Origin of the sequence: Synechococcus sp. Cruz-7E5 (genome assembly GCF_024345995.1) — a bacterium.
Lineage (GTDB): Bacteria > Cyanobacteriota > Cyanobacteriia > PCC-6307 > Cyanobiaceae > Regnicoccus_A.
This window is the reverse complement of the sequence record NZ_JAGQCE010000002.1, coordinates 252,432-269,297: the sequence shown is the minus strand read 5'-3', so window position 1 is coordinate 269,297 and position 16,866 is coordinate 252,432. Positions and strand designations below refer to the sequence as shown.

The 16,866-nt window shown below is 63.3% G+C and carries 28 protein-coding genes and 1 tRNA gene; 11 read left to right on the top strand and 18 right to left on the bottom strand.

Annotated features, from left to right (window positions below; all coding sequences use genetic code 11):
* Positions 1-20: 20 nt before the first annotated feature.
* The 3 genes from KBY77_RS04150 to KBY77_RS04140 all read right to left on the bottom strand — a co-directional run bounded on the left by KBY77_RS04150 (position 21) and on the right by KBY77_RS04140 (position 1,653).
* Positions 21-338 carry a DUF805 domain-containing protein gene (locus KBY77_RS04150; protein ID WP_255102314.1) on the bottom strand — a complete coding sequence of 106 codons (318 nt, stop codon included), beginning with the start codon at positions 336-338 and terminating at the stop codon, positions 21-23.
* A gap of 65 nt (positions 339-403) precedes the next feature.
* Positions 404-1,177, bottom strand: a complete 774-nt coding sequence (locus KBY77_RS04145; protein WP_255102313.1) for a DUF1350 family protein — start codon at positions 1,175-1,177, stop codon at positions 404-406.
* A 5-nt stretch (positions 1,178-1,182) separates the two neighbouring features.
* Positions 1,183-1,653, bottom strand: coding sequence for a peroxiredoxin (locus tag KBY77_RS04140; RefSeq protein ID WP_255102312.1), 471 nt, complete (start codon positions 1,651-1,653; stop codon positions 1,183-1,185).
* Positions 1,654-1,778: 125 nt separating this feature from the next.
* Here KBY77_RS04140 and KBY77_RS04135 point away from each other — a divergent pair, with 125 nt between their 5' ends.
* The 6 genes from KBY77_RS04135 to KBY77_RS04110 all read left to right on the top strand — a co-directional run bounded on the left by KBY77_RS04135 (position 1,779) and on the right by KBY77_RS04110 (position 6,382).
* Positions 1,779-2,633 carry a 3'-5' exonuclease gene (locus tag KBY77_RS04135; RefSeq protein ID WP_255102311.1) on the top strand — a complete coding sequence of 285 codons (855 nt, stop codon included), beginning with the start codon at positions 1,779-1,781 and terminating at the stop codon, positions 2,631-2,633.
* 121 nt (positions 2,634-2,754) lie between these two features.
* Positions 2,755-3,012 carry a hypothetical protein gene (locus KBY77_RS04130; protein ID WP_255102310.1) on the top strand — a complete coding sequence of 86 codons (258 nt, stop codon included), beginning with the start codon at positions 2,755-2,757 and terminating at the stop codon, positions 3,010-3,012.
* Between the two features lie 2 nt (positions 3,013-3,014).
* A complete protein-coding gene (locus tag KBY77_RS04125) occupies positions 3,015-4,649 on the top strand; it encodes a Na/Pi cotransporter family protein (protein ID WP_255102309.1) in 1,635 nt (544 codons plus the stop codon).
* Positions 4,650-4,700: 51 nt separating this feature from the next.
* On the top strand, positions 4,701-4,853 hold the full coding sequence (locus KBY77_RS04120) for a hypothetical protein (protein ID WP_255102308.1): 153 nt from the start codon (positions 4,701-4,703) through the stop codon (positions 4,851-4,853).
* A complete protein-coding gene (gene corA, locus KBY77_RS04115) occupies positions 4,850-5,953 on the top strand; it encodes a magnesium/cobalt transporter CorA (RefSeq protein ID WP_255102307.1) in 1,104 nt (367 codons plus the stop codon). The genes KBY77_RS04120 and corA overlap by 4 nt, the downstream gene beginning before the upstream one ends.
* A gap of 168 nt (positions 5,954-6,121) precedes the next feature.
* On the top strand, positions 6,122-6,382 hold the full coding sequence (locus KBY77_RS04110; RefSeq protein WP_255102306.1) for a Nif11-like leader peptide family RiPP precursor: 261 nt from the start codon (positions 6,122-6,124) through the stop codon (positions 6,380-6,382).
* A gap of 7 nt (positions 6,383-6,389) precedes the next feature.
* Here KBY77_RS04110 and KBY77_RS04105 read toward each other — a convergent pair whose 3' ends face one another.
* From KBY77_RS04105 to KBY77_RS04070, 8 genes are all read right to left on the bottom strand, one after another.
* Complete coding sequence (locus tag KBY77_RS04105) at positions 6,390-6,794, bottom strand: hypothetical protein (RefSeq protein WP_255102305.1); 405 nt, start codon at positions 6,792-6,794, stop codon at positions 6,390-6,392.
* A gap of 327 nt (positions 6,795-7,121) precedes the next feature.
* Positions 7,122-7,195: transfer RNA gene (locus tag KBY77_RS04100), tRNA-Pro, on the bottom strand.
* Between the two features lie 15 nt (positions 7,196-7,210).
* On the bottom strand, positions 7,211-7,576 hold the full coding sequence (locus KBY77_RS04095; protein ID WP_255095169.1) for a hypothetical protein: 366 nt from the start codon (positions 7,574-7,576) through the stop codon (positions 7,211-7,213).
* Positions 7,577-7,581: 5 nt separating this feature from the next.
* Positions 7,582-7,767: a hypothetical protein gene (locus tag KBY77_RS04090; RefSeq protein WP_255102304.1), complete on the bottom strand. Its 186-nt coding sequence runs from the start codon at positions 7,765-7,767 to the stop codon at positions 7,582-7,584.
* Positions 7,768-7,771: 4 nt separating this feature from the next.
* Positions 7,772-8,128, bottom strand: coding sequence for a hypothetical protein (locus KBY77_RS04085; RefSeq protein ID WP_255102303.1), 357 nt, complete (start codon positions 8,126-8,128; stop codon positions 7,772-7,774).
* Positions 8,129-8,216: 88 nt separating this feature from the next.
* Positions 8,217-9,017: an ABC transporter ATP-binding protein gene (locus tag KBY77_RS04080; RefSeq protein ID WP_255102302.1), complete on the bottom strand. Its 801-nt coding sequence runs from the start codon at positions 9,015-9,017 to the stop codon at positions 8,217-8,219.
* On the bottom strand, positions 9,014-9,433 hold the full coding sequence (locus tag KBY77_RS04075) for an NUDIX hydrolase (protein WP_255102301.1): 420 nt from the start codon (positions 9,431-9,433) through the stop codon (positions 9,014-9,016). The genes KBY77_RS04080 and KBY77_RS04075 overlap by 4 nt, the downstream gene beginning before the upstream one ends.
* A 37-nt stretch (positions 9,434-9,470) precedes the next feature.
* Positions 9,471-10,013, bottom strand: a complete 543-nt coding sequence (locus KBY77_RS04070) for a DUF4334 domain-containing protein (RefSeq protein ID WP_255102300.1) — start codon at positions 10,011-10,013, stop codon at positions 9,471-9,473.
* A 102-nt stretch (positions 10,014-10,115) separates the two neighbouring features.
* Between KBY77_RS04070 and KBY77_RS04065 the strand changes: the two genes are divergently transcribed.
* A complete protein-coding gene (locus KBY77_RS04065) occupies positions 10,116-10,562 on the top strand; it encodes a TspO/MBR family protein (protein ID WP_255102299.1) in 447 nt (148 codons plus the stop codon).
* On the opposite strand, the gene KBY77_RS04060 is transcribed toward KBY77_RS04065, so the two are convergent.
* The 4 genes from KBY77_RS04060 to KBY77_RS04045 all read right to left on the bottom strand — a co-directional run bounded on the left by KBY77_RS04060 (position 10,552) and on the right by KBY77_RS04045 (position 12,833).
* Positions 10,552-10,761, bottom strand: coding sequence for a hypothetical protein (locus KBY77_RS04060; protein ID WP_255102298.1), 210 nt, complete (start codon positions 10,759-10,761; stop codon positions 10,552-10,554). The two genes, KBY77_RS04065 and KBY77_RS04060, sit on opposite strands and share 11 nt — an antisense overlap.
* Positions 10,762-10,848: 87 nt before the next feature.
* Positions 10,849-11,070, bottom strand: coding sequence for a GlsB/YeaQ/YmgE family stress response membrane protein (locus tag KBY77_RS04055; RefSeq protein ID WP_255102297.1), 222 nt, complete (start codon positions 11,068-11,070; stop codon positions 10,849-10,851).
* A gap of 147 nt (positions 11,071-11,217) precedes the next feature.
* A complete protein-coding gene (locus tag KBY77_RS04050) occupies positions 11,218-11,826 on the bottom strand; it encodes a tetratricopeptide repeat protein (protein ID WP_255102296.1) in 609 nt (202 codons plus the stop codon).
* 362 nt (positions 11,827-12,188) lie between these two features.
* Positions 12,189-12,833 (bottom strand): DoxX family protein, encoded by a 645-nt coding sequence (locus tag KBY77_RS04045; RefSeq protein ID WP_255102295.1) that lies wholly within the window; start codon positions 12,831-12,833, stop codon positions 12,189-12,191.
* A gap of 129 nt (positions 12,834-12,962) precedes the next feature.
* Between KBY77_RS04045 and KBY77_RS04040 the strand changes: the two genes are divergently transcribed.
* Complete coding sequence (locus tag KBY77_RS04040) at positions 12,963-13,655, top strand: DUF547 domain-containing protein (RefSeq protein ID WP_255102294.1); 693 nt, start codon at positions 12,963-12,965, stop codon at positions 13,653-13,655.
* On the opposite strand, the gene KBY77_RS04035 is transcribed toward KBY77_RS04040, so the two are convergent.
* Genes KBY77_RS04035 through KBY77_RS04025 form a run of 3 tightly spaced genes read right to left on the bottom strand, consistent with a single transcriptional unit; the run spans position 13,637 to position 15,873 of the window.
* Entirely contained in the window at positions 13,637-14,368 is a 732-nt protein-coding gene (locus KBY77_RS04035) for a TIGR04283 family arsenosugar biosynthesis glycosyltransferase (protein WP_255102293.1), read from the bottom strand. The two genes, KBY77_RS04040 and KBY77_RS04035, sit on opposite strands and share 19 nt — an antisense overlap.
* A 21-nt stretch (positions 14,369-14,389) precedes the next feature.
* Entirely contained in the window at positions 14,390-15,490 is a 1,101-nt protein-coding gene (locus KBY77_RS04030) for an acyltransferase family protein (protein WP_255102292.1), read from the bottom strand.
* Positions 15,491-15,495: 5 nt separating this feature from the next.
* On the bottom strand, positions 15,496-15,873 hold the full coding sequence (locus KBY77_RS04025; protein ID WP_399212252.1) for a rhodanese-like domain-containing protein: 378 nt from the start codon (positions 15,871-15,873) through the stop codon (positions 15,496-15,498).
* Between the two features lie 261 nt (positions 15,874-16,134).
* Between KBY77_RS04025 and KBY77_RS04020 the strand changes: the two genes are divergently transcribed.
* From KBY77_RS04020 to KBY77_RS04010, 3 genes are all read left to right on the top strand, one after another.
* Positions 16,135-16,317: a metallothionein gene (locus tag KBY77_RS04020; protein WP_255102290.1), complete on the top strand. Its 183-nt coding sequence runs from the start codon at positions 16,135-16,137 to the stop codon at positions 16,315-16,317.
* A 91-nt stretch (positions 16,318-16,408) separates the two neighbouring features.
* Positions 16,409-16,654 carry a hypothetical protein gene (locus KBY77_RS04015; RefSeq protein WP_255102289.1) on the top strand — a complete coding sequence of 82 codons (246 nt, stop codon included), beginning with the start codon at positions 16,409-16,411 and terminating at the stop codon, positions 16,652-16,654.
* Positions 16,655-16,706: 52 nt separating this feature from the next.
* Positions 16,707-16,850 (top strand): chlorophyll a/b-binding protein, encoded by a 144-nt coding sequence (locus tag KBY77_RS04010; RefSeq protein ID WP_094555642.1) that lies wholly within the window; start codon positions 16,707-16,709, stop codon positions 16,848-16,850.
* Positions 16,851-16,866 lie beyond the last annotated feature (16 nt).

Genomic DNA, 16,866 nt, shown 5'->3' with positions numbered 1-16,866 from the left:
CGACAGCCGCTTGCTCTGGATCAACCAGGCACTGACGGCATCACCAGCAGCACGATCAACCAGATCGCGCCGATGATCGGCACCAGAGCAATGAAGATCCACGGCCAGGCCTTGCCGGCGTCGCGCAGCCGGCGCACGCAGAGTGGAAGGCCTGGCACGATCGCTGCAATGGCGTAGAGATTTTGCAGCACACTCAACTGGCTGATCAGCTGGGCGACAAGACCAAGAACCAAGGCCACGATGATGTTGGCCAGGAAAAACCACCAGTAGTCACCACGATTGGATCGACTGCTGTAATCGAACGCGCGCTTCCAGCCGGAGATGTAAGCATCAATCATGTCCTGGCGGTCCTGGGGGAGTATCTGTTCGCACAAAGAGTGTCCGCCCTTTCAGCCGGTGTCAATCAATAGGCGGGAACCTTTGCGTTATGCGCATCACGGCTCCCGGGTTCGAGCTGCCGCCACCAGTTGTCGATAGCAGCAGCCAGCCGGTCGATCTGGCGCTGGCGGGCCGGATCGTCGGCCCAGGTGCCCAGCAGGTTCTGGCGCAGGCCGGCGCTGGCGGGGGTGAGGTGATCACCTCCGAGCTGCAGCAGGGAGCTGCTGTCACCGGGGCGCTGCTGCAGCACCTCCAGCAACGGGGTGCTCTGGTCGAGGGCATCGCTGCCGAAACGAATCAGCAGGTTGCGGGGCACGCCGTAGAGCTGGCTCACCAGGCGCAGGGTTTCCTGCGGCGATGGGCTGAATTCAGTGCGAACCCCCAGCCGGGGCGCCAGGTCAGCCAGCAGGGGGATCGAGCGGTCGGCGGAGAAGTTGTTGAAGCTCATGGCCACCAGGGCACTGCTGCCCCGTCCCCCATCCGGGGCCAGCAGGTGCAGCTTGCAGCCGAGGCTGTGGCCGAGGCGCAGCACCGGCTGCACAGACGCCCCCGCCACGCTGTCTTGCCGCGCCCTGCGGAAGGCTCGCCAGGCCTCAGTGGCCTGGGCCTGATGGTCGAAGCCGGGCACGTAACTCCAGGCCCGCAGGCTGAGCCCCCGCCGAGAGAGAGCCTCCAGCAGGCGCCGATAGCTGATCTGGGGGGTGGCAGCGAGGACACTGCCACCGATGAACTCGATCACACCTGTTGAACCGGGCGGCTCGAGACACCAGAGACTCCCCTGCTGACGCCAACGACTCACCGCCTTCAGGCCTGGGGAACCAGCCGCTGCAGGGCGGCCATGGCCTCGCGGGCATGGGCCGGTCCATCCAGCAGGTTGTTGAAAATGTGGCGCACCACCCCGTCAGCATCGATCACGTAGGTGACGCGGCCCGGCAGCAGGTTGAGCAGGGCGCCGGGTACCCCGAAGGCCTGACGCAGGCTGTTGCCCTGGTCCACCAGCAGGGGGTAAGGGAGCTGATGCCGTTGGGAGAAGCGCCCATGGCTGGCGCCGTCGTCGCCGCTCACACCCCACACCTCGGCGCCGAGGGCCTGCAACTCGCCGTAGCTGTCGCGGAATGCGCAGGCCTCCATCGTGCAGCCAGGGGTGTCGTCCTTGGGATAGAAAAAGAGCACCAGCGGCCTGCCTGCGAGCTGATCGCTGCGGCGCTCGGTCCCGTGCTGATCCTTCAGGTCGATCAGGGGTGCCCTGTCACCAACCTGGATGGCCTTACCCACGGGTACATCGATTGCAGTGGAGGCCAGCCTAGGCAGCGTGAGGGGCCCAGCGATCGCGCCATCCATGCCATCTGCTTGCAGGAGCTGGGATCATGGGACCAAACCACGCAGGGGTGAGCCGGCCCATGGCCCAACCGACCCACCGCTGGCAGCAGACCAGCCTGCTCAGCCTCGTGCCGGCTGCCGCTGAAGCGGGGCTTGCTGAACCAGCATTTTCTGAACCAGCCTGCATTGAACCGGCCCGTTCTGAGACGGCCTCTTCTGAACCGGCCTGCCCTCAGCAGCTGCTGATCCTCGACACGGAGACCACGGGCCTTGATCCCGAGCGCGACCACTGCATCGAAGTGGGAGCGGTGCTGTTTCATGTCCCCAGCCGCGCCGTGCTCAGCCAGCTTTCGCTGCTGCTGCCCTGCCAGAGCAACCCGGCGAAGGCCATCAACGGCATCGATGCCGCCGTGAGCCGGCTGGAGCAGCCATGGCAGGCCGGGCTCATCTATTTCCAGGAGCTGGTGGCCAGCGCCGATGCAATGGTGGCCCACAACGCCGCCTTCGACCGGGCCTGGTTCGGCCGTGGCCACCTGCCTGGAATCGAGAAACCCTGGATCTGCAGCATGGAAGACCTGCGCTGGCCGAGCGAGTGCCGCCTGAAGGCCACCCCTTCGGTGCGTGATCTGGCCCTGGCATACGGCATCCCGGTCTGGGCAGCTCACCGGGCACTCACCGATTGCATCTACCTGGCCCAGGTGTTCGAGCGCTGCGAGGCTCTGGAATCTCTGCTGCTGGCGGGGCTGGAGCCACGGCGCCTCTACCGGGCCGAGCTGCCCTACGAGCAGCGCCATCGGGCACGGGAAGCGGGATTCCGCTGGAACGAGCCGGTGGCGAAGGCCTGGAGCCGCCGACTGAGCGAGCGGGAGGTCAATGAGCTCGATTTCCCCGTCCGGCCGGTGGAGCCTGATGCAGCCGGGCGCCACGCCGCCTGAAGCCACCACCAAGGTGGCACGCCTCGATTGCATCCGATCACGACTTCATTCCTGCCAAGGGCTGTCAAGCGCAGCCGCCAGACGCAAGCTGTGGGCAGCGGCGCAATTTCTGAGGGCAGCCATGGCAATGGAGCAGCGGGCGGGGCCAGTCCGGCCGGAGAGGCGCCGCCATCAGCAGCAGTTGCGCCGCTGGCAGAAGGCGCGCACCTGGGCCCGACTGATCCGTGAGGCAGAGGCCCTCTGGAGGGTGAACGTGCGGGATCTGCGCCGCCTGGGGGCGCTTGAGCTCGACCAGTTGCTGCAGGAAGTGCCCCCCTCGATCCGGCCCCGGGTGAACCGCTGGCTGGTGGGGTATGGAGCGCTCACCAGGCTGGCCTGAGCATGGATGGCGGCCCCGCCATCCATGCCCTCGGGGGGCTCGGTCTGTTCCTGATGGGCATGACCGTGATGTGCGAGGCCCTGCGCGCCCTGGCCGGCAGCCGACTGCGGGCCTGGCTGCTGCGCTTCACGCGCACACCCTGGTCCGGTGCCCTGATCGGCGCCGCCAGCACCGCGGCGCTGCAGTCATCATCGGCCACCACCGTGGCCACGGTGGGATTCGTTCAGGCCGGGCTGATCAGCTTTCCCAGCTCCCTGGGCATCATTTTTGGAGCCAACGTGGGCAGCACCGGCCTGGGCTGGCTGGTGGCCCTGCTGGGTCTGAAGCTCGACCTGGCCGGGCTGATGCCACCCCTGATCGCGATCGGCGCCTGCCTGCGGCTGCTCGGGCGGGGGCGGCTGGCCCAGATCGGCTTCGCCCTGGCGGGCTTCGGGGTGCTCTTCCTGGGGATCGGCACCCTGCAGGAGGCCATGGCGGGCCATGGGGTGCTGCTGCAACCGGAGCGCTTCGATGGAGCCAGCGTGGCCGGGCGCTTTCAGCTGGTGCTGCTAGGTCTGCTGACCACAGTGATCACCCAGTCATCGGGGGCGGGGGTGGCCACCGCGCTCACGGCACTCACCGCAGGAGCGATCGATCTGGGCCAGGCCGGTGCGCTGGTGATCGGCATGGACGTTGGCACCACGATCACCGCCCAGATCGCCGCCCTTGGCGCCAACCTCAGCGCCCGGCGGACGGCTGCGGCCCACCTGGTCTTCAACCTGTTCACGGCGGTGATGGCCTTCCTGCTGCTGCCGGCCTACCTGGGCCTGGGCCAGCGCTGGCTGGCGGGGCCGATCGCCGCAGATCCCGAATTCGCGCTCACCGCCTTCCACACGGGGTTCAACCTGCTGGGGGTGGCCCTGCTGCTGCCCTTCACCCAGCCTTTTGCCCGCCTGATCCAGGCGCTCCTGCCCTCCCCGGACGGGCGTGCGGCCGATGATCTCGATGAGCCTCCAAGCGCCGACACCGGTCGGGCTCTGGACCTGGCCCAGGCCGCCCAGCACCGGGGCCTGCTGGAGCTGATGCGCCATCTGCGCCAGGCCCTCGGCGCCTCCGCCAGCAACGGCCAGCATCGGGGGAGGGGGCTCGAAGACCTGGAGGCCGACCTGGCCAGGATCGAGCAGTTCCTCGATCAGATCCACCTGCGTCGCATGGAGGAACCCGACGCCCAGCGGCTGCTGCACCTCCTGCACAGCCTCGACCACCTGCAGCGCCTGCATGAACGCTGTGAGGAAGAACCGGAGCGGGCCAGCACCGTGCGCCGGAGCGACACCCTGCAACAGGAGCGCCATGACCTGCTGGCAGCCCTGGAGCAGCTGGAGCCCCTGGTGGAGATGCAGCAGTGGAGTGAGGTGGTAAGGCTGAGCCAGGCCACCGGCCACAGTCTGCACCGGCGGGTGAAACCCCTGAGGCAGGGGGTGTTGACCGATGTGGCCAGCGGCGGCGTCGAGGTGGAGCTGGCGAGCCAGCTGCTGGAGGCAATCCGCTGGCTGCGGCGGGTCAGCCAGCACCTCGGCCGAATCAGCGGCCATCTCGAAGCCGCAGCCCTGACGAAGGCCTCGGGTGATCCCCCATGCCCAACGATGTCGCCCAGATAGCACCGCGGCGGGGGCAGGTCGTCTCAACTGCAGAACCCTTCCGCTGATGTGATGACAGGCCTGCTCTGGGAACGCCGCGCACAGATCGGCGGCTGCCTGCTGCTGCAGGGAACCCTGCTGACTACGGGCCTGGTGCTCGAGCACCTGCTCCAGCGCACCACCCCCTCCCCCCGGGGAGCGAGTGTGGCTACAACGCGTGGATGACGCGCTTTGATCCGGGCACCCTCCGCTCCAGACGACTTGCGGAGCGGCCCGGTGATCTGCCAAGCCAGCTCTTCATCCATGGCGGCCGGGCACCCACGCGGCTCTCGGTGCTCTGCTTTGAGCCAACGGGGATCGAGGAGCGCGAGCTGGCGGGAGCCCAGGAACTCGGGCCCCTGCTGAGCCGCGGGGTGCCGCTCTGGGTCCGCCTCCAGGGCATGGCCGACATGACCATGATCCGCACCGTGCTCGACACCCTCGGGGTGCCGCCCCACGTGCAGGCTCCGCTGCTGGAGCATCCCCAGCGCCCCCGTGTCGATTCGATCGGCGATGTGGTGCTGGCGGTGCTGCACCGCTTCAGTTTCTCCGAGACGCCCGACCGCCTGATCGGCGAGCAGGTGGGATTCCTGCTGTTGCCCGACCTCCTGATCAGCCTTGAGGAGGTTCCCAGCGCCGGGTCGTTCCCGCAGCTCACCCAGTGGCTCTCCTACCTGGATCCAGCGCCTACGAGGGAGGACCTCGATGACATTCTCCATTTCCTGATCGATGAACTGCTCGACGGTTTCTTTCCACTGCTGGAACATCTGGCGGAACTGCTGGAGCAACTGGAGGAGGCAGCCCTGCTGCGGCCCAAGCCACGGCTGCTCAGTCGCACGTACCAGACCCGAAGCAGCCTGCGGGACATCCGGGGACAGGTGTGGCCCCTGCGCCACCAGATCATGGTGCTCCTGCGCCAGAACCAGCGGTTGCTCGGGCCCGATGCCCTGCACGGTTTTCACGACATGGAGCAGCGGGTGGTGCTGATCTTCGAGGCCTGTGAGCTGCTGCGGCACCAGTGCGACTCGGTGACCGATGCCTACATGGCCAGCATCAGCAATCGCATGAACCAGGTGATGAAAACGCTCACGATCGTGTCGACGATCTTTGCTCCGCTGACTTTCATTGCAGGGATCTATGGCATGAATTTCATCAACATGCCCGAACTCAGCTTGAAGTATGGCTACTTCATTATTCTGCTCCTGATGGGGCTGGTGGCACTGCTGCAGAGCTTCTGGCTATGGCGCCGTGGCTGGTTCCAGGACTGGACAATGTTCGGGCGCTGATCTGCGCTGTGAAGGCTCGACTGGAATGAGGCAAGCTGAGCGAGTCTTCATCATCCACTGATTAACTTGTTCTTAACCAATCACCTCTGCGCGACAGTGAATTGGGTTTGATTGACAGATCATTGGCGCTGCATGATGCTGGCGAGTCAGCTCAGATCCTTCCCACCAATGGTTCCATCCGTTGAACAGTTCATCGAGTGCCTCAAGGCCGACGAGGATCTGCAGTACAAGGTGAAACTGGCCCTCAAAGCCGAAGAAATTTCGGCCCTGGCTGGCAAAGCGGGATTCAGTTTCACGGCGGCGGAACTGGCAAAGAGTTTCGCTCACCTGCTGCTGGAGAGCGAGGACGAAAGAGCCGTAGCACTGTTTGATGGACAGGGTTGGGATGCCGGCGAGCTGCTCTGGTCTCTCAAGAGCTGGGCTGGCTGAGTCAGGGTCAGGGTCGCTGATCAAGGCGCCGGCGCTGGCGGCTCGCCCGGGAGCGGCAGGTGTTGGAGCAATAGCGGGCATCGCGGCGACGGGCGCTGAAGGCCTCTCCGCAGAAGCTGCAAAGCCGGGCACTTGGCACACCTGGCTCCTTAGTGAGGCGCAGGCCGATGCGTTCACCCAGCACCAGATCGAGGCCATAGCCCTCCCGCAACAGGCTCTCGGTGTCGGCGTAGCCCAGGCTCTCAGCCAGGCCTGGGGCCTCAAGCAGAAAGCGCTGCAACATCCGCACCAGCGCATATCCCTCCCCCCAGAACCAGCGTCGCCGCTGACGCACCAGTTCGGCCCGCTGCTCCAGCGGTTGATCGCCCAGCCGGTCATCAAAGGCGGGCTCGTCACTCCAGCCAGGATCCATCCGCCTTGAACATCCGAACGTCTTGTGACGAAGCCTATGGGGTCTGGCGATCAGAAACACCTGTATCGAGTGCTGGAAGCAGGCTGCTTCGCTTCGTTCAGCGCAGCGTTGAAGGGAAACATGGAAAACTCCCTCAGTGGTGATGCCAGCTGTCGTGATGCCAGCCGTGATGACAACAACAGAGAAGACGGCAACGCTCTGCTGATGTGCTGATCCAGAAGCAGACCAGGCGCTTGGGCCGCCTGCAGCCGGTGATGCTGGAGGTTCATCAGGACACAAAAAAACCGGCTGGGGAAGCCGGTGAAGAGGTGATGAACGGTTGATGAATCGGAGCGGCGGGATTTGAACCCACGACCCCCACTACCCCAAAGTGGTGCGCTACCAAGCTGCGCTACGCCCCGTCGGAATGGAAGCTATCACAGCCCCCGTGGCAGCCACGACTCCCAGGCACGTACCCGTTTGAGTCGCCGCAGGATCTGGATCGTGAGCCGTTCGCGGCTCAAGCTGGCGTAACCCCAGAGCCGCAGGCGCCGGGCCAGCTGACGCAGCTGGGCCAGGTTCAGAGCCGCCAGGCGCAACTCCGGCAACCGTCGCCAGGCACTGGCCGTGACCGGCAGGGGGTTGCCCTGGTTCACCCCGGGAATCGAGCGCATGGCGCCGCCGGCCATCCACTCAGGCACGAGCACGAACAGCACCGCCAGCAGCCCGTAGAGCTCCACCAGCCCCTTCGGCAAGGGGTGAAGTTGTCGTTTTCTCTCCGAGCCGTCGTCGGGGGATGCCAAGGGTTTCAGAGCAGGGTGCCTTTCGGCTGGGCCGCCGGGGCGGCAGGAATGGAGCGGCCGGGGGTCTCCTTCCAGAGCAGCGGGGTCTCGCGGGCCGGCTGGATCCGCACACTCCAGAACACCAGGGCCGCCACCGCTCCGAGGGTGATGGCCATCAGCAGCAGCACGGTGCGATCGGGTAAGGGCGTCATGCCATCAGACCTGATCAGTGCGCAGGCAAAGCATCCTCTGCGGCAGCCTCTCCAGGGTGAGTTCATCGCCGCGCAGGATCAGGCGCAGCCGATCGGTGCCGTAGCGCAGGCCTGGCAGCGGGGAGTCTTCGCGGAAGAGGGTGGTGCGGGAGCGGCCAGCCAGGAGAGAGGCCTGGGCGTCGTTGCGCTCCACCACCACCTGATTGGTGTCGTTGCAGAGGAAGGTTTCACGCACCTCATAGTTTTCCCACCAGGGCGAGGACATCGCCACAGCGGCGCCAGAGAGGGAAAGGCCCAGCAGGGGGGCCAGGGCCAGAAGCCCAAGCCAGAGCGGCCTGCGGTGCTGCTTGGTCGACGCCATGCCCATGACCTGCCTGGACTGAGTTTGCACCAGCCTCGCGGGGAACGCCACGACTGGTGAGCCAGGGTGGGGCAGAGTCAGGCCCTGCTCACGGGGAGGGGGCCGGCAGCACCTGGCGGTACCCACCGGCGCTGCAGACCTGCAGGGGCGTTTCGAACAGCTCGCTGAGGGGGCCATCGGCCAGCAGCTCGTCGACTGGGCCATCAGCCACCAGCGATCCCTGGCGGAGCATCAGACAACGGCTGATCTCGGGGATGATCGCCTCGATCTGGTGAGTGACCAGCAGCAGGGTGGTGCCTGACTGGGCCAGCTCGCGCAGGATCTGCAGCAGCTGGTGCTTGGCGCGCAGGTCAAGGCCGGTGGTGGGTTCATCCAGCACCAGCACCTGGGGATTGTGCACAAGGGCACGGGCCAGCAGCAGGCGCATTCGCTGGCCATCTGAGAGCTGGCGGTAGGAACGAGTGGCCAGATCCTCCAGCCCCAGCCTGATCATCAGCTCCTGCACCCGCTGGCGCTGCCCGGGGCTGGGGTGCTGGCTCGGACCGATCCCCACCGAACCGAAGAAACCCGAGAGCACCACGTCACGGGCTGGAACCGCGCCAACGTATCCAGTCAGGAGGTCGCGGGAGACCAGGCCGATGCGGGCACGCAGATCCCAGAGGTTGACCGTTTCACGGCCGAACAGGCGCAGGTGTGAACCCGGCTTGACCACGGGGTAGATCTCGCGGCTGAGCAGCTTGATCAGGGCGCTCTTGCCGGCCCCGTTGGGCCCCAGAATCACGCTGTTCTCGCCCAGGTGCAGCCGCAGGCTGAGGTTGTCGAACACCCGCCGGGTCCCCAGGTAGGCCTCCACGGCGCGCAGGTCGAGGTAGGCCTCGGCCGCAGTCATGGGATCCGGCGCAGGTTCTCCAGCGCCAGTTGCAGAGAATGGGCCAGGGGACGGGCCTGCTGCAGCCTGGGGCTCCAGACCTGGCCCGTAACCAGCTCCTCGATGCCGGCAAGGACCATGTCCTGACCTTCCAGCAACTGAAGATCTTCAAGGGGCAGCGGCAGGCTGGAGCGAAAGAAGTGGGCAGTCCGCTGCGGCGTGCTGTGGCGGAACCAGAAGGGAAGTTCGCCGGCACACCAGTTGATTTCCTCCTGCAGCTCCCGCCTCAGGGCCTGATCAGGGCTCTCACCAGGATCGAGGTGACCGCCGAAGAGGCCCCAGCAACCTGGGGCGACGATGCCGGGAATGTCATCACGCAGCTGCACCAGCCAGCGGCCATCACGCTCGAGCATCGCCAGGGCCACCTCCAGCACCAACTGACTTCAGCGGCAAGGCGTCAACGTAATCCAGTCTTCAGGGCCTGCGCTCCAACAGGAACAGATAGGGCCGGGGGTCCCCCTTGGCCTGCATCAACCCGAGCACGGTGTCGTCGTCAACGAGGCGAAAGGTGTCATGCACCGGCAGGTGGTCGTAGAGCATCGTGGCGCTGACCACGCCACGCACCTCCATGCGCCGCAGGCGGGCCTGGGAACGGCTGGTGCGCAACAGCAGCAGCGACCGGCGCAGCAGCGGCCCCGGCAGGTGAAACGCCTGGGGGGACACGCGGCGAGCCAGCTCCAGCGCTCCCGGCAGCGGCCGGATCGGGAAGGGGTCGCCCGCTCCGATGCGCATCAGCAGCGGATGCACGGTCTCGGAATCGAGGAACTGCTTGCCATACCAGCCGCAGACCTCCAGCCAGCCCTCCATGGGATGGCCAGTGCGGATCTCGCTGCCCTGCCAGCTGCCCCAGAGCATGGCGGGGTCAACCGGCGCCAGATCGTCGAAGACGGCCAGGGCCTCCTCGAGGCCGGAGTGGCGCTCACGCAACAGGCGCTGGAGGTTGTCGGCACTGGCCATGGGCAGAACCTTCCCGAGGTACGGATTGATGACGGCACGAGAAAAAGCGCAGCATCGGCGCCCCTCGGGCGATCAGCCTGGAGAGCCATGCACTGATGCTCGATGGTGGCGGCCCTGGTGATCCTGGCGGTGATCGTGGCGGTTGGAGCACTGCTCAACCCGTCCCAGGACGACTTCCGCTGGTTTCTGCGGCTTCGCCGCCCAAGCTGGCTCAGCTTCGAGCGCTGGATCCCGGCGATCTGGCTGGCGATCTACCTCTGCTTCTATGCCTCGGCCCTGCTGGTGTGGCAATCCACCACCAACCTGGCACTGATGGCCGGTTACCTGGGGATGGTGGTGCTGGTTCAGAGCTACACCTTGTTGATCTGCCGAAGCCGCAGCCTGCGCAATGGCACCGTGATCGGCCTGGCCGGCTGGGCCTGGGGGGTGGCGCTGGCGGTGGTGGTGCTGCAGCTGTCGCGGCCAGCGGCTCTGCTGCTGATCCCGTTTCTGCTCTGGAGCCCGGTGGGCAGCTTCGTGACCTGGCGGATGGAAAGCCTCAACCGCTGAGGGGCTCGCCGGGGTGCTCGATCCGCTGCTCCACGGCCTCCCAGACCACGCGATAGGCGAGGCTCTGAGATTCACTCCAGGCCTGGACGGCGGGTTGATGCCAGGCCACCTGGCGTGAGAGCTCGCCGAAATCCTCAGGCAACTGCTCCAACCCGAGCAGGGTCAGGGCTTCGGGCAAATCCAGGGATTGAACACGCATGGGGACATCTCCTGCTGGTGCAGCCAGGGACTGGGCAGCGCGTGATGCGCTCCCAACTCCAAGCTGGCACGGCACTCCCCAACCAGCTCAAGACCGCTTGATCAGCCTCAGGATCAGCACTGCAAGCGCAGCACCAATCGCCGCCTTGAGGACGCTGCCCAGGAGAGCATCACCGAAGGAAGGCCCCCAGCCAGCCAGGGCCAGGCCACCGATCAGAGCACCGATGATCCCGGCCACCAGATGCATCACCAGACCACCCGCCAGCCATCCGGCGATCACGCCCACAAGCAGGAACAACAGAACGTTCATGGCCTTGGCGGAGCTGGCAGCAGAAAAGATGGTCGGGCGAACCCTACCTCCGGATCAGGATCATGACGTCATGACAGGGGCCGGTCATGACAGGGGCCAGTCATGACATCGCCGGTCCTGCAGAGCCCTCAAGGAACTGATGCTGCTTCAGCGGCAAGTCCTGAGATAGGTGGCATCGAAATCCTCGGACATCGGCTTGAAGTCGGGATTCAGGGCACGACCCTGACGGAAGTTGGCACAGGCGAGCTCGCGTTGCCCCAGGAGGAAAAGTGTTTCGCCGCGGTTGAAGTACGCCCGTGAATCACTAGGCTCTAACTCAATAGCCATGCTGTAATCGGCAAGCGCTCCCTTGTAATCTTTCAAGGAGCTTCGGGTCACACCACGGTTATTATAAGCTAATCCATTCCTGGGATTGAGCGCAATGGACTTAGCGTAATCATCAAGCGCACCGGAATAATCAACAGGCATGGATGCTGCCTTGACATCGGCAAGGCGAAGATAGGCGTTTGAATTCTCCGGTTCCAGCTCAACGGCACGACGACAATCCGCCATCGCTTCGCTCACCTTGGCGAGTGCAAGCTGGGCCTGACAACGGTGGATCCAGACTGCGGTGAGCTTCGGGTTCAGCTCGATCGCCTGGGTGCACATCTTCACGGCTTTCTGCCAATCAGAAGCTTTGATCCGTGCTCTGCACTGCGCCGCTAGGTCATCACTGGCCGCAGAGGCTGCTGGCACAACGACCACTGGCAGTGCCATGGGGAGCAAGCCGCATACCATCCAGAGAGGGAGCCAACAGGATCGCGAAGACATGATAGGGAGTCCTTCTCGATAACCACCATAAACACATCTCCACTGCTTGACAATGTCTATCCCGGAGCTGGCCGCTTGAAAGCAGGTCACTTGCTCAGTTGATGAGCAGAGTTAATGAACACAGACAAGGAGAACAATTAACGAGCACAGTTGATTAGACTCGCAGATGCCTATCCTTCTTAAGGAAGATAGAATGCCAGGCGGTGGCAATGGAGTTCTGGCCTGGTTCATAGCATCAACAAAGAAAGTTCCAGCAGACTGGATCTGCTGGAACTTGTGACAGTGATCAAGAATCAGAGCGTGAGCGTTCAGGAGACAGGAGCCATGGAACCGGCTGCAAAGTCGTCTGAATCATCCTGAGAAGGCTCGGCAATCAGGTCATTCACCATGGCGGCGTCGAAGGAGAAGCGGCCTGGACCGATCAGCAGCAGGGCAAGGCTTCCGCCCAGGTAGAGCAGGACCAGTTCAAGCACATAGATGTTGAGGCCGGCGGTGAGGATGTGCTGGTAGGCCGCCACTGTCATGGTGCCGGTGATGGCGAGAGCTCCAATGGGAGTGAGCAGACCGAGGATCAACAGCCAGCTGCCGATCAGCTCGGAGAATCCAGCCGCGTAGGCGAAGAACAGCGGGAATGGGAGATGCAGCGAGGCCACGTAGGTATTGGCGAACTGCTGGGGATCGGCGAGTTTCTCCTGGCCGTGGTGAATCATCAGACCACCGATGGCCAGGCGCAGCACCAGCAGCGCGATGTTCACCGTCAAGCCCTTTCTCAGGAAATAGCCGCCCAGAGCTTGACGGAGCCTGCTACTGCCACTCGCGGCAGAGCTAACAACCGCTGCGGAGGAAAGACCTCGTTCGATTCGGGGCGAGGGCCGGCTGAGCACGATGAACCAGAGGGCCATGCCGGCAGCGAGGAAACCGGCGAAGAGCTCCAGAAGCAAAAGGGTGGTCATGGCAGGAGAGTTGATGGAAAAAGTCTGGCAACCTCCGTAAAGAAATGCGAAGTCCCTGGCGGGAGAGCAGCAACAGCTGCGGGCCAGGCCTTGTCTCGCTGCAGCAGCAGTCCACTACGCTTCCAACCGATGGTTGATCTCACCACCTGGGATGGACTGCTCCGCACCTACGTCGATGCTGACGGCTGGGTGGATTATCGATCCTGGCTGACCAGAGAACCGACCATCCTCGCCGACTGGCTGGCCAAGCAATCCTGCGAAACGAAGGGACACCGCGATCACCTGGCCCATTGGATCAACCTCTACAACGCCTTCACGATCCAGGCGGTGCTCAGCCGCTATCCCATCGCCTCGATCCGACCCAGACTGCTCGGCCTGCCCAACTGGATCGGCTTTCTGCGCTTCTTTCAACAGCCGGTGCATCGCCTCGGCTCGCAGTTGTTCAGCCTGGCGCAGATCGAGAATCGGATGCTGCGTGAGCAAAGCAAAGACCCACGCATTCATTTCGCGATCGTCTGTGCCTCACTGGGGTGTCCGCTGCTGCGCGGCGAGGCCTACACGCCGGAGCGCGTTGAACAGCAACTCCAGGAAGACCTGGTGCGATTCGTCAACAACCCCCAGAAAGTGCGCCTCGATGCTGAAGCGGGCATCCTTCACTGCAGCCGAATCTTCCAGTGGTATCGGGCCGATTTTCTGGCCGCATCACCCTCCATCTCTGCCTATATCTTGCCCAAGCTTCGGGGCTCGGCCGATTTGAAAGCTGAACTGCGGCTGACTTTTCTTCCCTACGACTGGAGCCTCAATCAGCGGATGTCCTCATAGAATCGCTTCAGGCGGCTCGGCGCTACACCAAGCCCCCAGAGAATGCCGATCGAGAGATAGGTGGTGATCGCTTTCCATCTTCCCCATTGCTGAACACGGCGATCCGAACTTTCGACCACACGATTGATCAGCACGATTCGCCCCTGCCTCAGCATTCGCAGGCACAGATCTCCGTCTTCCATGATCGGAAGCTTCACATCAAATCCACCGCACAACCAGAAATCTCGTCGGCGACAGATCATCACCTGATCACCAAAGAGCAGACGCAATCCTTTCAGGTAAAGATGGGGCCGAAACAGCAGAGGTGCCAGATAGGTTTTCAGCAGATTCAGGGCCGAGATGTCCCAGCGGGTTTGGTCGCCATGGCCCATCAGCGAAATGAAGCCAGCGCAGGCAATTGAGGCATCCGCCAAAGTGCGCTCGGCCAGATCGACCAGGTCGTCGGGGATCAGGGTGTCCGCATGCAGAAAGCAGAGCAGATCACCCGTAGCCGCTCTGGCTCCATGGTTCATCTGGATGGCCCGGCCTGCCCCCTCGCTTCGGAGCACCATCACGCCGGCATCGGCGGCGATCTGCACGGTGTGGTCGCTGCTGCCTCCATCCACCACCAGCACCTGCCAGGCAGGCGGGTACAAGGCCTTCACCTGCCGCAACGTGCGCGCCAGAGTGGTGCCTTCATTCAGGGTGGGAATGATGATTGATAGCTGTGCCATCGATGCCATCCTGGGTGAGCCTCAGCGCCGCATCAGGCCCTGATGGAGGCCCAGACTTCCCAGCAGAGAAGCAATGCTGATCAACACGAATTTTGCCGGAATGGCAAGAGAAAGCGGCACCACGAAGAACGCGATGATCACGATCAGGGGTTGGTGGAGCAGATAGACGGAGAAGGCCGCCTGGTTGCCGTAACTCAAGATGGGGTGGCTATAGCTCCGATAGGGCCGTGCCAGAGCCAGCAGAGCCAGGACCCAGCACCAACTGTTGAAACCTCGAAAGGCCTGATAGGCCATGCAGGGCGCTGAATAGGCTCGCTCCGGCACCCTGTGTGTGATGCCGAGAGTCAGCAGGAGCACCATTCCAAGCCCTGCTGTGGCGCAGATGAGCAACCTGTGCTGATCCAGAGCCGACCACAACCCAGTGTCACGGCAGAAGAGAAAGCCATAGAGAAAATACAGCAGATAGAGGAGAAGATTGGCCCAGTCGTCGTAGAGGTTCTGAAAGCCGATCCAGTGTGGGCGCAACAGGGCCTCAACCGCCATCAACGGCACGGCCAGATTGATCAGCGATCCCAGGCCAGGGGTCATCGAAAAGAATGAAATGGAATGGCTGGCAGTGGCGTCAACTCGCAGCCTCAGCATCACCGGGATGCACGCGATCGAGATCACAAGCAAGTAGGCCAGAAACCAGAGATGAGCCCACTCGAAATGGCCTAGTGGTCGGATTCCATCAAAGAACAGGGGGTAGAACTGCAGGAAGTTACTGCTCTCTCTGCCATTCTGGAGCTCATGGATATACACCTGTGGTGGAACAAGCACCAGGATTCCTATCAGCAGAGGCAGCAGAAGCCTCCGCAGCCGTTGCCGCAGGTACTCCCCTTGGGAGCGTGCCTGCAGGGAATACCAACTGGCGGCGCCGGCCAGAAAAAAGAACAGTGGCATGTGCCACTGATGCACGAACTGAATGAACGTGCTGAGGCCGGCACTTCTCTCCGCATTGACAACGTAGAAACTGCCCAGTTCACCCTCGTAGAAGACAGCGGCCGAGTGAAAGGGGATCAGCAGCACGATGGCCAGCAACCGCAGCCAATCCAGATCATGGGAACGGAGCTGATGGGTCATGGACTTCAGCACTCTTCCCTTCCACGGTTCTTTGCCGTCAGCAGCCTTCCCCAGAGGCGATTGTATGGGTGAACCAGCAGGGTGGGCTCCCCATCACGCAACAGAGAGCGCCCATCACGAACCCACTGGAACAGGCCACCTTCCAGATTGAAAGCACGCGAAAACCCTTCCCTACGCAGTTCAGCCGCCCGCACGGCGCTGCGCACTCCCACCGAGCAGTAGACGACGATCAACCTGTCCCTGGGCCGTGTCGTGAACGATTCCATATCCGCAATCGAACCGTCTGCCTCGACCAGAGTTGCACCGCCCAGGTGACTGAACTCGAATTCGGCCGGTGATCTCGCATCGAGGATCAACCAGTCGGCAGCATCATCTCCGGCCAGGATCTGCTAGAGCTGCTCAGCTTCGATGGAGGAAACGGCTGGATAGCGCAGCCTGATCCATAGCTTCAGGCAACAGAAAACGGCCTGATCAGCTGTGAATGGCCGATTCACGGGGAAGTGTGAACTGGCGCTAGCAGAGGGGTGAATCTTCTGCGACAAGTGATCAACAAAGTTTGTGCCCGCTGCTGGATATGGTTCTCACGGTCCTGTCCAGCGCTTACGGCATCAGAATGGTGATGTCATCCTGCTTCAGGAGTGCCCATGACCACGACTCTTGAGAAGCCCACCACTCTCAAATGCGCATGCCCGGGCTGTCACTGCACAGTGCAAGCGGAAACAGCGCTTCGCCGTGGCAGCTTGCTGTTCTGCAGCGACGTCTGCGCCAACGGACATCCAAACGGTGAACCCTGCCATTCCGGCTGTGGCTGTGAGTGCCAAGGCTGAATGGCGCGATCGTGGAAGCCCCAACTGCTCTCGGCTCCCCCACAGGCGGCCCATGGACGCGACAGGATGTTCATGTTCCGTTACAAGAGCCATGACGGTCGGCCAGCTCTTTCTCGAATCGCTCTCCAGCGGAGTCATCACGCCTAACGAGCTCTCCTGGCTCACCCATCAGCAGGATCACTTCTCCCGGGTGGAGGAAGCCACCGCGCTGCGGCTTGGGCGCCTGCTCGATCAGGGCGACATCCAGCTTGGCTGCAGGCTCCCCGCAGCCAAGCTGCGCCACGACACGGTCCGCGAGCAGTGGATCGAGCCCCTGGGTCGCAACCGCCACCACTGAACCCAGCACACAGTCAAAATTGTGTTAAGTTTCAAGAAGTTCCATTCCACCCATGGCTGACTCCACCTCCCGTTTTGGTTTCGTTGCCTTTGCTGAAACCTGGAATGGCCGCATGGCCATGCTCGGCTTCGTCATCGGCCTTGCAACTGAATTGCTCACAGGCCAGAGCATTCTTTCCCAGATTGGTCTGGGCTGAACCCAGGCTTACAAGT

Excerpts from the sequence above, each read along its gene's own strand:
- KBY77_RS04150 (WP_255102314.1), bottom strand. The coding sequence starts at position 338 with ATGATTGATGCTTACATCTCCGGCTGGAAGCGCGCGTTCGATTACAGC.
- KBY77_RS04135 (WP_255102311.1), top strand. The coding sequence starts at position 1,779 with ATGGCCCAACCGACCCACCGCTGGCAGCAGACCAGCCTGCTCAGCCTC.
- KBY77_RS04130 (WP_255102310.1), top strand. The coding sequence starts at position 2,755 with ATGGCAATGGAGCAGCGGGCGGGGCCAGTCCGGCCGGAGAGGCGCCGC.
- KBY77_RS04125 (WP_255102309.1), top strand. The coding sequence starts at position 3,015 with ATGGATGGCGGCCCCGCCATCCATGCCCTCGGGGGGCTCGGTCTGTTC.
- KBY77_RS04120 (WP_255102308.1), top strand. The coding sequence starts at position 4,701 with ATGACAGGCCTGCTCTGGGAACGCCGCGCACAGATCGGCGGCTGCCTG.
- corA (WP_255102307.1), top strand. The coding sequence starts at position 4,850 with ATGACGCGCTTTGATCCGGGCACCCTCCGCTCCAGACGACTTGCGGAG.
- KBY77_RS04110 (WP_255102306.1), top strand. The coding sequence starts at position 6,122 with ATGGTTCCATCCGTTGAACAGTTCATCGAGTGCCTCAAGGCCGACGAG.
- KBY77_RS04105 (WP_255102305.1), bottom strand. The coding sequence starts at position 6,794 with ATGGATCCTGGCTGGAGTGACGAGCCCGCCTTTGATGACCGGCTGGGC.
- KBY77_RS04090 (WP_255102304.1), bottom strand. The coding sequence starts at position 7,767 with ATGACGCCCTTACCCGATCGCACCGTGCTGCTGCTGATGGCCATCACC.
- KBY77_RS04085 (WP_255102303.1), bottom strand. The coding sequence starts at position 8,128 with ATGGCGTCGACCAAGCAGCACCGCAGGCCGCTCTGGCTTGGGCTTCTG.
- KBY77_RS04080 (WP_255102302.1), bottom strand. The coding sequence starts at position 9,017 with ATGACTGCGGCCGAGGCCTACCTCGACCTGCGCGCCGTGGAGGCCTAC.
- KBY77_RS04070 (WP_255102300.1), bottom strand. The coding sequence starts at position 10,013 with ATGGCCAGTGCCGACAACCTCCAGCGCCTGTTGCGTGAGCGCCACTCC.
- KBY77_RS04065 (WP_255102299.1), top strand. The coding sequence starts at position 10,116 with ATGGTGGCGGCCCTGGTGATCCTGGCGGTGATCGTGGCGGTTGGAGCA.
- KBY77_RS04060 (WP_255102298.1), bottom strand. The coding sequence starts at position 10,761 with ATGCGTGTTCAATCCCTGGATTTGCCCGAAGCCCTGACCCTGCTCGGG.
- KBY77_RS04055 (WP_255102297.1), bottom strand. The coding sequence starts at position 11,070 with ATGAACGTTCTGTTGTTCCTGCTTGTGGGCGTGATCGCCGGATGGCTG.
- KBY77_RS04050 (WP_255102296.1), bottom strand. The coding sequence starts at position 11,826 with ATGGCACTGCCAGTGGTCGTTGTGCCAGCAGCCTCTGCGGCCAGTGAT.
- KBY77_RS04045 (WP_255102295.1), bottom strand. The coding sequence starts at position 12,833 with ATGACCACCCTTTTGCTTCTGGAGCTCTTCGCCGGTTTCCTCGCTGCC.
- KBY77_RS04040 (WP_255102294.1), top strand. The coding sequence starts at position 12,963 with ATGGTTGATCTCACCACCTGGGATGGACTGCTCCGCACCTACGTCGAT.
- KBY77_RS04035 (WP_255102293.1), bottom strand. The coding sequence starts at position 14,368 with ATGGCACAGCTATCAATCATCATTCCCACCCTGAATGAAGGCACCACT.
- KBY77_RS04030 (WP_255102292.1), bottom strand. The coding sequence starts at position 15,490 with ATGACCCATCAGCTCCGTTCCCATGATCTGGATTGGCTGCGGTTGCTG.
- KBY77_RS04020 (WP_255102290.1), top strand. The coding sequence starts at position 16,135 with ATGACCACGACTCTTGAGAAGCCCACCACTCTCAAATGCGCATGCCCG.
- KBY77_RS04015 (WP_255102289.1), top strand. The coding sequence starts at position 16,409 with ATGACGGTCGGCCAGCTCTTTCTCGAATCGCTCTCCAGCGGAGTCATC.
- KBY77_RS04010 (WP_094555642.1), top strand. The coding sequence starts at position 16,707 with ATGGCTGACTCCACCTCCCGTTTTGGTTTCGTTGCCTTTGCTGAAACC.